We start from the raw sequence: 13168 nt of genomic DNA, 5'->3' as shown, positions 1-13168 counted from the left end.
CTGGCCTTGATTATTTATTCTGACTGGTCGGGGCGAGAGGATTCGAACCTCCGACCACTTGCACCCCATGCAAGTACGCTACCAGGCTGCGCTACGCCCCGAGGGCGCGGATTATAGCAGAGCAACGCAAATGATGAAGCGTTTTTACGCGCCCAACAGCGCGATGATCTCGCGGATTTCATGGCGCAACGCGGCAACGTTCACCGGCGTTTGCGTTGCGACTGCCCCGTTCTTTTGCTCACTCACATTATCGAGCCGGTTGCGCGCGCCGCTGATGGTGAAACCCTGCTCGTACAGCAATTCGCGGATGCGCCGAATCAGCAATACTTCATGATGCTGGTAGTAGCGGCGGTTGCCGCTGCGCTTGACCGGCTTGAGTTGCGTGAATTCCTGTTCCCAATAGCGCAGCACATGCGCCTTGACCCCGCACAGTTCGCTGACTTCCCCGATGGTGAAGTAGCGCTTGGCGGGAATCGGCGGAAGTTCGGAATTAGGCTTGTGGGGTTCCATGATAGGACTTTTCCACCATGGTCTTCAGTTTCTGGCTGGGATGGAAAGTCACCACGCGGCGTGCCGTGATCGGGATCTCCTCGCCGGTCTTGGGATTGCGTCCGGGACGTTGCGGCTTGTCGCGCAACTGGAAATTGCCGAAACCGGACAGTTTCACGCTTTCGCCGTTTTCGAGCTGCACGCGAATCTGTTCAAAAAACGCTTCCACCATATCCTTGGCTTCGCGTTTGTTGAGTCCAACCTTGTCAAACAAAAGATCGGCCAGTTCGGCCTTGGTCAGTGTTGTTGTCATTTTTCTCCCTTACATACGCAGTTGCGCGCCCTGCTTGTTCATTGCTTCTACCAGTAATTCAATATTCGGCTCGATTTCAGAATCTGTAAGCGTTTTTTGAGTATCTTGTAATAACACACGGAATGCAAGGCTTTTTTTGCCTTTTTCCACGCCCTTGCCGCGATACACGTCGAATAGCGCGACCTCGACCACGCTTGGCGCGGACACCAGTCGCATCGCGTCCAGCAAGGCCTGTACGCTGACCGTCTCGTCCACCACGACCGCCAGGTCGCGGCGCACCAGCGGAAAGCGGGAGACCTCGCTGAATCTGGGCAATCCGGCTTGCAACAGGGCGGTCTGTTCGACTTCGAACCATTGCACCGGTTGAGGCAGGTCATACTGTTGCTGCCACTGTGGATGCAATTCACCGATCCAGCCCACCGCCTGCCCGTCCAGCAGGATACGGGCCGACCTGCCCGGATGCGACGCAGGATGCGCTGCTGCTTCGAAACGCAAATCCCGCGGCGCAAACAGCGCCTCGATATCGCCCTTCACATCATAGAAATCCACATTGCGCGCCGCGCCGCCCCATTGCTCCGGGAACACGCTGCCATATGCCAGGCCGGCCACTCGCTCGTGCTGTACATAGCCGCCTGCTGCCTCGGCAGCAAAACAGCCACCGATCTCGAACAGCCGCACGCGCGACTGCTTGCGTGCCAGGTTGCCGCGCAAGGCGCCGAACAGGCCGCCCAGCAGGCTGCTGCGCATCACGCTCATCTGGCTGGCGATGGGATTCTTCAGTGCGATGGGAGCGTCGTTGCCGCACAGGTCGCGTTCCCACTCCGCTTCCACGAAAGCGTAATTGATGGTCTCCTGGTAATCGCGGCGCACCAGTGCCTGTCGCACCAGCGCCAGCGGACGCTGCGTCCCGGCCAGCGGCAATATGCTCATGCGGCCCTGCGGAGAACTGGGCACGATCTTCTCGTAACCGTAAACGCGCGCGACTTCTTCGATCAGGTCTTCTTCGATGGCGATGTCGAAGCGGTAGCTGGGCGGCGTCACCAGGAATTCATCGCCCTGCTGTTGCAGCGTCATGCCAAGCTTGGCCAATGTCTGCGCGATCTCCGCGCCGGACAATTCCACTCCCAGCACATGCCGCACACGTGCACTGCGCAATTTCACCGCTTGGCGCGCCGGCAGTTCGCCGAGCGCTTCGCTCGCTGTGCCTGCCCGGCCGCCGCAGATATCCACGATCAGTTGCGTGGCGCGATCCAGCGCAATTTGCGTGGCTGCAAAATCCACACCGCGTTCGAAACGATAGGATGAATCGGAGCCGAAGCCGAGACGGCGGGATTTCCCGACGATCACGCCGGGCGCAAAGAATGCGCTTTCCAGGAAGATGTCAGTCGTCGCATCGTCCACCGCGCTGTCCGCGCCACCCATGATGCCCGCCAGCGCGACAGGCGCCGTTTCGTCGGCGATCACCAGCATATCGTCCTGCAGCTGGATCGTCTCGTCGTTCAACAGCCGGAGGCTTTCGCCGTTGCGCGCGAAACGCACTTCGATGCTGCCGTTCAATTTGTTCAGGTCGAACGCGTGCAGCGGCTGCCCCTGCTCCAGCAACACATAGTTGGTCACGTCCACCAGCGCGCTGATGCTGCGCAGGCCGCAACGTTCCAGACGTTGCACCATCCAGGATGGCGTCACCGCCCGTGCGTTCACCCCGGAGATGACTCGACCGGTATAGCGCGGACAGGCGTCGGGGGCTTTCACCTTGATGCCGACGCCGCACTCGTCGCCTTGTCCAAATGAATTGTCAGGAAGACCGGACAGCGGTGCGCCGGTCAGCGCGGCGACCTCGCGTGCGATACCCAGCAAAGACAGGCAATCGCTGCGATTCGGCGTGAGTTTGAGCGTGAGCAGATGGTCGTCCAGATCGAGGTGCCGGCGTATGCTCTGCCCCACTACGGCATCGGTCGCCAGTTCCAGCAGCCCGCTGCTTTCCTCCGCCAGACCCAGTTCCTTCTCCGAGCACATCATGCCGAAGGATTCGATGCCGCGCACCTTGGCCTGTTTGATCTCGAAGGCTTTTCCATCATCACCTGGCAGTTTCGCGCCGACCAGCGCGCATGGCGCCTTCATGCCCACGGTCACGTTCTGCGCGCCGCACACGATGGCCAGCGGTTCGCCCTGCCCCACGTCCACCGTCAGCAGATTGAGCCGGTCAGCGTCCGGATGCTTGTTTTTGCTCAGTACCTGTGCCACGACCACCTTGTCGAAGGTGGGCGCGACCGGCGACATCTCTTCCACCTCCAGTCCGGCCATGGTCAACAGGTGTGCCAGCTCCTCGCTGGAGAGCGCCGGGTTCACGAAGGTACGCAGCCAGGATTCGGAAAATTGCATGTTCAGTTGAATTGTTTCAGGAATTGCAGATCGTTCTCAAAGAAAAGGCGCAGATCGTTCACGCCATAGCGCAGCATGGCCAGGCGCTCCACGCCGAAGCCGAAAGCAAAACCGACGTATTTCTCGCTGTCGATGCCGACATGTCCGAGTACGTTCGGATGCACCATGCCGCAGCCCGCCACTTCCAACCACTTGCCCTGGCGCGGCCCGCTGGTGAATGCCAGGTCGATCTCCGCCGACGGCTCGGTGAACGGAAAGAACGAGGGGCGGAATCGCACCTGCATGTCCCCGGTCTCGAAATAGTTGCGCAGGAAATCGGCGATCACGCCTTTCAGATCGGCAAAACTCACCCGCTCACCGATCCACAATCCCTCGACCTGATGGAACATCGGCGAGTGGGTGGCATCGGAATCCACGCGATAGACGCGCCCCGGTGCGATGATGCGGATGTCCGGCATACTCTCCAGATGTCTGTATCGTGCCACGTGTGCCTGCATGTAGCGGATCTGGATCGGCGAAGTGTGGGTGCGCAACACATGCTGTTCGTCGATGTAGAAGGTATCGTGCATGGCGCGCGCCGGATGGTCGTCCGGAATGTTCAGCGCCGTGAAATTATAGAAATCGTTTTCGATCTCCGGCCCTTCCGCCACGGCATAGCCGATGGAATGGAACAGCGTTTCGATACGTTCCAGCGTGAGGGTTACCGGATGCAACCCGCCCGTTCCGGAACCGCGGCCCGGCAGGGTGACGTCCAGCGATTCCGCCGCCAGTTTCTGCGCCAGCTTACCTTGCAGCAGCGCCGCGCGACGATCCTGCAAGGCGGCCTCAATGCGCTGTTTGACCTGGTTGATGCGCGCGCCCGCTGCAGGGCGTTCCTCGGCAGACAGTTTCCCCAAACCCTTGAGCAGTACGGTCAGGCTGCCTTCCTTGCCCAGATAGCGTGCCTTGACCTGTTCCAGCTCTGCGTCGTCGCCGATCTCAGCGAACTGCTGCAGGGCCTGATCGAGAATTTTTTGGAGCTCGTCCATTTATGACACCAACATCCCCAAAGGGCTACCGCAAACGAAAAAGGAGGCGCGGAACGCCTCCTTTGCCTTTCAATCTTTCCAATCAAACACCGAGGCTGGCTTTGGCTTGCACCACGAATTGTGCAAACGCCGCCTTGTCGAACACGGCGATGTCCGACAACACCTTTCGATCGACCTGGATCGACGCTTTTTTCAGGCCGTTCATGAAGGTGCTGTAGCTCATGCCCTGCTCGCGTGCGGCCGCATTGATACGCGCGATCCACAAGGTGCGGAACTGACGCTTCCTCTGGCGACGGTCACGATAGGCATATTGTCCGGCTTTCATCACCGCCTGCTTGGCGATGCGGTACACGTTCTTGCGGCGACCGCGATAACCCTTGGCCTGCGCGATCACCTTCTTGTGGCTGGCGCGCGCGACTACTCCACGTTTTACTCTTGGCATGATCGGCTCCTTAAGCGTAAGGCATCATGGCGCGAACCGATGATGTATTGGTTGCATGGACCTCGGTCGTACCGCGCAGCTGGCGTTTGCTCTTGGTGGTCTTCTTGGTCAGGATGTGGCGCTTGAACGCTTGCGAGCGCTTGACGCTGCCACCGGCGCGAACCTTGAACCGCTTGGCCGCTCCGCTTTTGGTTTTCATCTTGGGCATGACTGCTCCTTAAGTTATGGTGCCAGGTGTTTTCCGGTGGAAAAACTTGATGACCCGCACACCACTTTTTATTCGGGGATCTGTTGTACCGCTATCGTTCCAGCCGGCCCCTGCTGCTGAAGCGATATGAAACTTATTTCTTCTTGGCTTTGGGCGATAACACCATCACCATCTGCCGGCCTTCCATCTTGGGAAACTGCTCGACCACACCATGTTCTTCCAGGTCAGCCCTGACACGTTCGATCAGGCGCATGCCGATCTCCTGGTGGGCCATCTCACGACCGCGAAAACGCAGCGTGATCTTGGTCTTGTCGCCGTCCTGCAAGAATTTGATCAGGTTGCGCAACTTGATGTTGTAATCGCCTTCGTCGGTACCCGGGCGGAACTTGATCTCCTTGATCTGTACCTGCTTCTGCCTGAGCTTGGCCTCATGCTGTTTCTTGCTTTCGGCATATTTGAACTTGCCGAAATCCATGATGCGGCATACCGGCGGCTCCGCCAACGGAGAAATCTCCACCAGGTCCAGCTCTGCTTCGCCTGCCAAACGCAAAGCTTCTGCAATGTTAACAATCCCGAGGGGCTCTTTTTCGACACCGATGAGTCGCACCTGTGGTGCCGTGATCATCTCGTTCAAGCGCTGCGATTTATCCTGTGCTATTGCAATATCTCCGTTTGACAATACTTAAGCCGTGCTACCCGACCTGACTTCGGAAACCAGACGCTGAAGCAAAGCTTCCAGCGTCATCTGTCCGAGATCTTCACCGCCACGGGTACGCACGGCCACCAAATTCCCTGCCATCTCCTTATCACCGACAATCAGCTGATAAGGCATTTTCTGCAGGCTATGTTCGCGTATTTTATAGGTAATCTTCTCGTTGCGCAAATCTAGTTGCACGCGCAGCCCGGCTTCGCGCAAAACTCGCGCCACCTGCGTCGCATATTCTTCCTGCGCCTGCGAAATATTCATCAGCACCACCTGCATCGGCGACAGCCACAACGGGAATGCACCCGCATGATGCTCGATCAGGATACCGATGAAACGCTCCATCGAACCGAGGATGGCGCGATGCAACATCACCGGTGGTTTGCGCGCGTTGTCCTCGTCGACGAACTCCGCCCCGAGACGTACCGGCAGGTTGAAATCCAGTTGTATCGTGCCGCACTGCCACAGGCGGCCGAGGCTGTCTTTCAGCGTGAACTCCGCCTTGGGACCATAGAATGCCCCCTCGCCCGGCTGCACTTCGTATTCAAGTCCGTTCTGCTGCATGGCAGCGGCCAGCCCGGCCTCCGCCCTGTCCCATGTCTCGTCCGACCCGACCCGCTTATCCGGGCGGGTGGACAATTTGACGATCACCTCGTTGAATCCGAAGTCGCGATATACCTCGTTCAGCATCACGATGAAATGCGACACTTCCGATTCGACCTGCTCTTCCGTGCAGAAGATATGCGCGTCGTCCTGCGTGAATCCGCGCACCCGCATCAGGCCGTGCAGGGAACCCGATGTCTCGTTGCGGTGGCAGGAGCCAAACTCGGCAAGACGTAACGGCAGGTCGCGATAACTGTGCAGACCGTGGTTGAAAATCTGCACATGACCGGGGCAGTTCATCGGCTTCACGGCATAGTCGCGATTCTCCGATGCCGTGGTGAACATGTGTTCATGGTAATTTTCCCAGTGTCCCGATTTTTCCCACAGCGCCTTGTCCATGATCGACGGCGTGCGAACCTCCTGATAGTCGTACTCGCGGAACTTCGTGCGCATGTACTGCTCGACTTCCTGCCACAAAGTCCAGCCCTTGGGATGCCAGAACACCATACCCGGAGATGAATCCTGCATGTGGAAAAGATCCAGCTGTTTCGCCAACTTGCGATGGTCGCGTTTCTCGGCCTCTTCGAGTTGATGCAGATAGGCATCCAGCTCTTCTTTTTTCGCCCATGCCGTACCGTAGATACGCTGCAGCATCTCGTTCTTCGAGTCGCCGCGCCAGTAGGCTCCGGCCAGCTTCATCAGCTTGAAGGCTTTCAGTTTGCCGGTAGACGGCACGTGCGGGCCGCGGCACAGGTCGGTGAAATCACCCTCGGTATAGAGCGACACATCCTGGTCGGCCGGAATGGATGCGATGATCTCGGCCTTGTAATGCTCGTTGATACCCCTGAAGTAATCTACCGCCTCGTCGCGCGGCAATACCTTGCGCGTTACCGGGATGTCCTGCTTGGCGAGTTGCGCCATGCGTCTCTCGATGGCGAGCAGATCTTCCGGGGTGAACGGGCGATGATATGAAAAATCGTAGTAGAAGCCGTTTTCGATGACCGGCCCGATGGTCACCTGCGCATCGGGAAACAACTCCTTCACCGCGTAGGCCAGCAAGTGCGCTGTCGAATGGCGGATGACCTCGATCCCATCCGCATCCTTGTCAGTGATGATGGCCAATGCCGCGTCCTGCGAAATCAGGTGCGAGGTGTCCACCAGCTTGCCGTCCACTTTTCCGGCCAGTGCGGCGCGCGCCAGACCCGCCCCGATGCTGAGCGCAACGTCAGCAACAGTGACAGGCTGCGCGAAACTGCGCTGTGAACCGTCCGGCAAAGTAATGACAGGCATGCTTCTATTCCAAAAATACAAAGTGCGGCCATGCCGCACTCGAAATGTTGGTAGGCACGATTGGACTCGAACCAACGACCCCTACCATGTCAAGGTAGTGCTCTAACCAGCTGAGCTACGCGCCTAAAAGGACGCGCATTGTATCCGAAACAAATGCGCGCTTCAAACAAAATCGCATTGATCAATAACTGCCGGAAGCCAGATTGTCGAAGCGCGTATATTCGCCGCGGAACGCCAGCTCCACCTTGCCGATCGGCCCGTTGCGCTGCTTGCCGATGATGATCTCCGCCTTGCCCTGATCGGGCGAGTCGCTGTTGTAGACTTCGTCGCGATAGATGAACAGGATCAGGTCGGCATCCTGCTCGATCGCGCCGGATTCGCGCAGGTCGGACATCACCGGACGCTTGTTGGGACGCTGCTCCAGGCTGCGGTTGAGCTGCGACAGCGCGATCACCGGCACTTCCAGTTCCTTGGCCAGCGCCTTCAGCGAGCGGGAGATTTCCGAAATCTCGGTCGCCCGGTTCTCGCTGGCCTTGCTCGAGTTGGAACTCATCAACTGCAGATAATCCACCACGATCAGTCCGAGCCCCTGATTCTGGCGATGCAGGCGACGCGCCCGTGCGCGCACTTCCAGCGCCGTCAGCGCGGCACTCTCGTCGATATGGATAGGCGCGTCGTTAAGCTTGCCGAGCGCATGGGTCAGCCGCCCCCAATCGTCATCCTGCAAACGCCCGGTGCGCAGATCGTGCTGGTTTAGTTTGCCGACCGAGCCAAGCATGCGCATCGCCAGTTGCGTGGCGCCCATCTCCATACTGAAGATCGCCACCGGCAACTTGCTGTCCAGCGCCACGTTCTCGGCGATGTTGATCGAGAACGCCGTCTTGCCCATGCTCGGACGGCCTGCCACGATGACCAGATCGCCTTTCTGCAGCCCCGACGTCATACGGTCCAGATCGGTGAAGCCGGTTGCCGTGCCGGTCACATCACTCTGATTCTCGCGACTGTATAGCGTCTCGATGCGCTCCACCACCTCGTTCAACAGCGGCGGCATGCCTTTGAAACCCTGCTTGCCGCGCGAGCCTGCCTCGGCGATCTCGAATACCATGCTTTCAGCTTCGTCCAGCAATTGCGCGGCATCGCGTCCGACTGGGTTGTATGCGCTGTTCGAAATATCGGTGCCGACTTTCGCCAGCCTGCGCATGATGGAACGTTCGCGCACGATCTCGCCATAGCGGCGGATATTGGCTGCCGACGGCACGTTCTGCGCAAGGCTCCCCAGATAAGGCAAGCCGCCGACCTTGTCCAGGTCGCCGGCGATCTCCAGCGCCTCGGCCACCGTGATGACATCCACCGGCTTGGCCATCTCGCTCAGCCGGACGATCTGGCGATAGATCAGACGATGCTCGCTGCGGTAAAAATCATCGTCGGTGACCAGATCGGCGATCTTGTCCAGTGCGCTCGCCTCGAGCAACAGGCCACCCAACACCGACTGCTCGGCCTCCACCGAATGCGGCGGCAGTTTGATCTGGTCGATCTGTGCATCTGAGTTGGAAAAGTTCTGCATTGGAATAAACCGGTCACCTGCCATGAGGGGGAATGCATTTTACCCGCCCCGCTCCGATTTATGGAAACAAAAAAGGACTGTCGCCAGTCCTTTCTTGTCGCCTTGATAACGGGAACGGATTACTGTTCGCCGAGTACCGACACGGTGATGTCCACGACCACATCGGTGTGCAACGCGATGCTGGCAGGATGGTCGCCGATCTGCTTGAGATGGCCTTCCGCCATGCGCACTTGCGACTTTTCCACGTCGAAGCCCTGCGCTGCCAGTGCAGCCGCGATATCGGCATTGGTAACGGAACCGAACAGCTTGCCGTCCACGCCCGCCTTTTGCACGATCTGTACGGTCAATCCGGCCAGCTTTTCACCGCGCGCTTGCGCATCGGCCAGCTTGGCCTTGTCGGCCGCTTCCAGCTCGGCACGGCGCGCTTCGAACTCGGCCATGTTGGCAGCGGTCGCACGCTTGGCCTTACCTTGCGGGATCAGGTAGTTACGCGCAAAACCGTTCTTGACCTTGACCACATCGCCCAATTGACCGAGGTTGGTCACCTTTTCCATCAAAATAATCTGCATGACTTCGCTCCTTAGTGCAAATCAGTATAGGGCAACAAAGCCAGGAAACGCGCGCGCTTCACCGCGGTGCTCAATTGACGCTGATAGCGCGTCTTGGTGCCGGTGATGCGAGCCGGGATCAGCTTGCCGTTCTCGGAGATGAACTCCTTGAGGATGTTCACGTCCTTGTAGTCCACCTCGGCGATCTTCTCGACCGTAAAGCGGCAGAACTTGCGGCGCTTGAAAAGGTTGTTGCGGGAAGAACGCTTGTTCTTGTCGTCTTTCTTTTTGTCTATGCGTGCCATGTTGTTTCCTTAGAATTCCAAATATTATCGATGCGCCAACGCTCAGGCGGCAGCTTCTGCGACAGGGGCAGCAGTCTCGCTCAGCACGGAACGGGATTTTTCGTCCTTCATCATCGCGGACGGCTCGGTGACGGCAGCCTTGGTCTTGACGGTCAGATGACGCAACACGGCATCATTGAAGCGGAACGCGTGTTCCAGCTCGTCCAGTGTTTCCTGGTTGCATTCGATATTCATCAGCACGTAGTGTGCCTTGTGGATCTTCTGGATCGGATAAGCCAACTGGCGGCGCCCCCAGTCTTCCAGACGGTGGATATGGCCGCCGTTGCCGGTGACCAGCGTGCGATAACGCTCGATCATCGCGGGCACTTGCTCGCTCTGGTCGGGATGCACGATAAAGACGATTTCGTAATGACGCATTAACATCTCCTTGTGGTTATAAAGCCCCCCGCCATGCGAAGCGGTGGAGCAAGGTATGCGAGGCCGATCTCAGCCTCACAGGGGCGCGCATTATAGCGAAATGAGCTTGTTGGTCAAGGCATTTGACCCGTCCGCGCCCGAAAAACCGGCGAAAACCGACGAGGTCAGTGCGCCCGTCGCTGCCGTACCGCCTCGAACAGGCAGATTGCAGCGGCAGCAGCGGCATTCAGCGACTCGATCTTGCCGGACATGGGAATGATGATCGTGCGCGTGGCGAGATGCAGCAACCCATCGGACAATCCCGCGCCCTCGTTGCCGATCATGAAGGCGACATTGCCGGACAGGTCGCAATCGTACAGACTGCGCCCACCCCGCAAACCGGTCGCCAGCAATGCACCTGCGAACGACCTGGCGACATCCGGCAAATCCTGTCGTTCATGGATATGCAGCGCAAAATGTCCGCCCATCGCGGCGCGCAGTACCTTGGGCGACCACGCGTCCGCACACCCCTTGGACAGGAATACGGCATCGCATCCTGCCGCAGCGGCGGAACGCAATATCGAGCCCAGATTGCCGGGATCCTGGATATCTTCCAGCAGTAATGAAAAACGACTGTCCGCAACCGGCACTTCCGGTTGCGGCAAATCGATCAGCGCGAGAATGCCCGTCGGCGTCTTCAATTCGCTGAGTTCCGCGAACAGCCTGTCGTCCAGTTGGGCGACCGGCACCCCGTTCGCGCGTTCGAGCAGCGCAGCGATCTCGGCATCCTGCAATGCCGCCGCATTCAAAAGAATGTGTTTTGGCCGCCTGCCGCTATCCAGACAGGCCGCCAGCAAATGCGTGCCGTCCAGCAACGTCTGGTTGGCCTTGCTGCGCTGGCGCGCCGAACCGGCAAGCCGGGAAAGCTCCCTGAAAAAAGGATTGTCGCGGGACTGGATGATTTTCATGGAAAAACTCGGTAGCGCGTCAATCCGACGGCGGCGCGACCTTGATGATCTCCTCGGCGGTAGTCTGCCCGGTCGCAACCTTCTCCGCCCCGCTCAGGCGCAACGGCATCATGCCCTCTTGCCGCGCCAGCGCCTTGATCCGGTTCAACTCGGCATCCCTGACCACCAGCTTCTTCATCTCTGCGCTGAGCGGCAGCATCTCGTAGATACCGGTGCGCCCCCGATAGCCGGTCATGCGGCATTCGAGACAACCGCTGGCCACGCTCACTTGCGCAGGTTTTGCGGACTTCCAGGGGCTGACCAGTTCCTGCCAGACCTCGTTACTGATCTCGCCCGTTGCCTTGCAATGGGGGCACAAGGTGCGCACCAGGCGTTGCGCCATCACCCCCAGCAGCGTCGAATTGAGCAGGTAGGGCGGCACGCCCAGTTCCAGCAGACGCGTAACTGCGGAGGGGGCATCGTTGGTATGCAGCGAAGACAGCACCAGATGCCCGGTCAGCGCGGCCTGGATCGCCATCTCGGCAGTTTCCATGTCACGGATCTCGCCCACCATGATGACATCCGGGTCCTGCCGCAACAGGGTACGGATCCCGTCTGCGAAGTTCAGTCCTATGCTGCGTTGCACCTGCATCTGGTTGAACGCCGGTTCGATCATCTCGATCGGGTCTTCCACCGTGCAGACATTCACCTCCGGGGTGGCGAGCTGCTTCAGCGTGGAATACAGCGTGGTGGTCTTGCCCGATCCGGTCGGCCCGGTCACCAGGATGATGCCGTTGGGCTGGCATGTCCAATCGTTCCACAGCACGGTCTGTTCGCGCGAGAAACCCAGGTCGGCAAAATTCTTCACCAGGATCTCCGGATCGAAGATACGCATCACCAGTTTCTCGCCGAAAGCGGTCGGCATGGTGGACAGGCGCAGTTCGATCTCGTCGCCGTCCGCGCTTACCGTCTTGATGCGTCCGTCCTGCGGCCTGCGCTTCTCCACCATATCCATGCGCCCCAGCAGCTTGATGCGGTTGGTGATGGCGTTGGTGACCGGGATGGGCAACTGATAGACCTGATGCAACACCCCGTCGATGCGGAAACGCACGACGCAGGCGTCCCGGCGCGGTTCAAGGTGGATATCGCTGGCCCGCTGCTCGAAGGCATACTTGAACAGCCAGTCGACCAGCGTGACGACATGCTGCTCGTTGGCATCCAGATTCTTGTTCTTACCCAGTTCAACCAGTTGCTCGAAATTCTGCACGCCGACGGACGATCCGGTCTTCGCCTTGTTCGCAAGCTGCACCGAGTGGGCAAGACTGTAGATTTCGGGCAGGTAACGGTTGATGTCGAGCGGACTGGCCATCACCAGCCTGACCTTCATATTGAGAATGCGCTCCAGATCGCCCACCCAGTCGGTGATGAACGGCTCGGCGGTAGCGATCGTCACCTCGCGGTCGCCGACCTTGACCGGCATGATCTTGAGCCGTTCGGCGTAGGATTTTGAAACGATGTTGGCGACGCCCCCGAAATTCAGTTGCAGCGGGTCGATATGGAAATACGGCATGCCGATATGTGCCGACAGCCACTCGGTGAGGAATTCGATGGTCAGCAGCTTGTTGGGCGGCAGGGAACTGCGCCACTTCTGTTCACCCAGCACGATCAGCGGATGCGCGTGACCAGCCTTGTGATTCCTGATCAGCCGCTCCGCCTCGGCTTCCGACACCATATCGTCGCGCACCAGCCAGCGCAGCACGAACGCCAGAGTCAGTTTCTGTCCCTGCTGCGCAGCGATGAAGTTCTCTTTGCTCATGTCACACCACCTTACGGGCATGGCAAACATGCCACCCCTGATGATGAAACCCGCCATGCCCGTTTCCCCTCTCTCCTTGCTCTCTCCCGCAAACGGGAGAGAGGGACGCGGTCCCGCTGCGCGAGTTTCTAATT

14 protein-coding genes and 2 tRNA genes are annotated in these 13168 nt (G+C 59.0%); all 16 read right to left on the bottom strand.

What is annotated here, in order from left to right:
• Nucleotides 1-24: 24 nt before the first annotated feature.
• Nucleotides 25-101 (bottom strand) — tRNA-Pro (locus IPM27_01420).
• Between the two features lie 43 nt (nucleotides 102-144).
• Nucleotides 145-510, bottom strand: a complete 366-nt coding sequence (locus IPM27_01415) for a MerR family transcriptional regulator (protein ID MBK9160227.1) — start codon at nucleotides 508-510, stop codon at nucleotides 145-147.
• Nucleotides 491-802, bottom strand: a complete 312-nt coding sequence (locus IPM27_01410; protein ID MBK9160226.1) for an integration host factor subunit alpha — start codon at nucleotides 800-802, stop codon at nucleotides 491-493. The genes IPM27_01415 and IPM27_01410 overlap by 20 nt, the downstream gene beginning before the upstream one ends.
• 9 nt (nucleotides 803-811) lie before the next feature.
• Entirely contained in the window at nucleotides 812-3184 is a 2373-nt protein-coding gene (locus IPM27_01405; protein ID MBK9160225.1) for a phenylalanine--tRNA ligase subunit beta, read from the bottom strand.
• 2 nt (nucleotides 3185-3186) lie between these two features.
• Entirely contained in the window at nucleotides 3187-4212 is a 1026-nt protein-coding gene (pheS, locus tag IPM27_01400; protein MBK9160224.1) for a phenylalanine--tRNA ligase subunit alpha, read from the bottom strand.
• 82 nt (nucleotides 4213-4294) lie between these two features.
• Nucleotides 4295-4654, bottom strand: coding sequence for a 50S ribosomal protein L20 (rplT, locus tag IPM27_01395; protein MBK9160223.1), 360 nt, complete (start codon nucleotides 4652-4654; stop codon nucleotides 4295-4297).
• Nucleotides 4655-4664: 10 nt separating this feature from the next.
• On the bottom strand, nucleotides 4665-4862 hold the full coding sequence (gene rpmI, locus IPM27_01390) for a 50S ribosomal protein L35 (protein MBK9160222.1): 198 nt from the start codon (nucleotides 4860-4862) through the stop codon (nucleotides 4665-4667).
• Between the two features lie 133 nt (nucleotides 4863-4995).
• A complete protein-coding gene (gene infC, locus IPM27_01385) occupies nucleotides 4996-5520 on the bottom strand; it encodes a translation initiation factor IF-3 (GenBank protein ID MBK9160221.1) in 525 nt (174 codons plus the stop codon).
• Nucleotides 5521-5544: 24 nt separating this feature from the next.
• Nucleotides 5545-7458, bottom strand: coding sequence for a threonine--tRNA ligase (gene thrS / locus IPM27_01380; GenBank protein MBK9160220.1), 1914 nt, complete (start codon nucleotides 7456-7458; stop codon nucleotides 5545-5547).
• Between the two features lie 48 nt (nucleotides 7459-7506).
• Nucleotides 7507-7583, bottom strand: a tRNA-Val gene (locus IPM27_01375).
• Nucleotides 7584-7639: 56 nt separating this feature from the next.
• On the bottom strand, nucleotides 7640-9022 hold the full coding sequence (dnaB, locus tag IPM27_01370; protein ID MBK9160219.1) for a replicative DNA helicase: 1383 nt from the start codon (nucleotides 9020-9022) through the stop codon (nucleotides 7640-7642).
• A gap of 119 nt (nucleotides 9023-9141) precedes the next feature.
• Nucleotides 9142-9591, bottom strand: coding sequence for a 50S ribosomal protein L9 (locus IPM27_01365; protein ID MBK9160218.1), 450 nt, complete (start codon nucleotides 9589-9591; stop codon nucleotides 9142-9144).
• 11 nt (nucleotides 9592-9602) lie between these two features.
• Complete coding sequence (locus tag IPM27_01360; protein ID MBK9160217.1) at nucleotides 9603-9875, bottom strand: 30S ribosomal protein S18; 273 nt, start codon at nucleotides 9873-9875, stop codon at nucleotides 9603-9605.
• Between the two features lie 42 nt (nucleotides 9876-9917).
• On the bottom strand, nucleotides 9918-10292 hold the full coding sequence (gene rpsF / locus IPM27_01355; GenBank protein MBK9160216.1) for a 30S ribosomal protein S6: 375 nt from the start codon (nucleotides 10290-10292) through the stop codon (nucleotides 9918-9920).
• 164 nt (nucleotides 10293-10456) lie between these two features.
• Entirely contained in the window at nucleotides 10457-11239 is a 783-nt protein-coding gene (locus IPM27_01350; GenBank protein MBK9160215.1) for an RNA methyltransferase, read from the bottom strand.
• Between the two features lie 19 nt (nucleotides 11240-11258).
• A complete protein-coding gene (locus IPM27_01345) occupies nucleotides 11259-13034 on the bottom strand; it encodes a type II/IV secretion system protein (GenBank protein MBK9160214.1) in 1776 nt (591 codons plus the stop codon).
• Nucleotides 13035-13168: the final 134 nt, after the last annotated feature.

It is taken from the genome of Nitrosomonadales bacterium (genome assembly GCA_016716325.1).
In the GTDB taxonomy this organism is placed as follows: Bacteria; Pseudomonadota; Gammaproteobacteria; order Burkholderiales; family Gallionellaceae; genus Gallionella.
Note: the sequence above shows the minus strand (reverse complement) of the source record. Positions and strands in the feature narration are given on the sequence as shown.

What these genes read in the sequence shown, in the direction of transcription:
- IPM27_01415 (MBK9160227.1), bottom strand. Translation starts at nt 510, where the DNA reads ATGGAACCCCACAAGCCTAATTCCGAACTTCCGCCGATTCCCGCCAAG.
- IPM27_01410 (MBK9160226.1), bottom strand. Translation starts at nt 802, where the DNA reads ATGACAACAACACTGACCAAGGCCGAACTGGCCGATCTTTTGTTTGAC.
- IPM27_01405 (MBK9160225.1), bottom strand. Translation starts at nt 3,184, where the DNA reads ATGCAATTTTCCGAATCCTGGCTGCGTACCTTCGTGAACCCGGCGCTC.
- pheS (MBK9160224.1), bottom strand. Translation starts at nt 4,212, where the DNA reads ATGGACGAGCTCCAAAAAATTCTCGATCAGGCCCTGCAGCAGTTCGCT.
- rplT (MBK9160223.1), bottom strand. Translation starts at nt 4,654, where the DNA reads ATGCCAAGAGTAAAACGTGGAGTAGTCGCGCGCGCCAGCCACAAGAAG.
- rpmI (MBK9160222.1), bottom strand. Translation starts at nt 4,862, where the DNA reads ATGCCCAAGATGAAAACCAAAAGCGGAGCGGCCAAGCGGTTCAAGGTT.
- thrS (MBK9160220.1), bottom strand. Translation starts at nt 7,458, where the DNA reads ATGCCTGTCATTACTTTGCCGGACGGTTCACAGCGCAGTTTCGCGCAG.
- dnaB (MBK9160219.1), bottom strand. Translation starts at nt 9,022, where the DNA reads ATGCAGAACTTTTCCAACTCAGATGCACAGATCGACCAGATCAAACTG.
- IPM27_01365 (MBK9160218.1), bottom strand. Translation starts at nt 9,591, where the DNA reads ATGCAGATTATTTTGATGGAAAAGGTGACCAACCTCGGTCAATTGGGC.
- IPM27_01360 (MBK9160217.1), bottom strand. Translation starts at nt 9,875, where the DNA reads ATGGCACGCATAGACAAAAAGAAAGACGACAAGAACAAGCGTTCTTCC.
- rpsF (MBK9160216.1), bottom strand. Translation starts at nt 10,292, where the DNA reads ATGCGTCATTACGAAATCGTCTTTATCGTGCATCCCGACCAGAGCGAG.
- IPM27_01350 (MBK9160215.1), bottom strand. Translation starts at nt 11,239, where the DNA reads ATGAAAATCATCCAGTCCCGCGACAATCCTTTTTTCAGGGAGCTTTCC.
- IPM27_01345 (MBK9160214.1), bottom strand. Translation starts at nt 13,034, where the DNA reads ATGAGCAAAGAGAACTTCATCGCTGCGCAGCAGGGACAGAAACTGACT.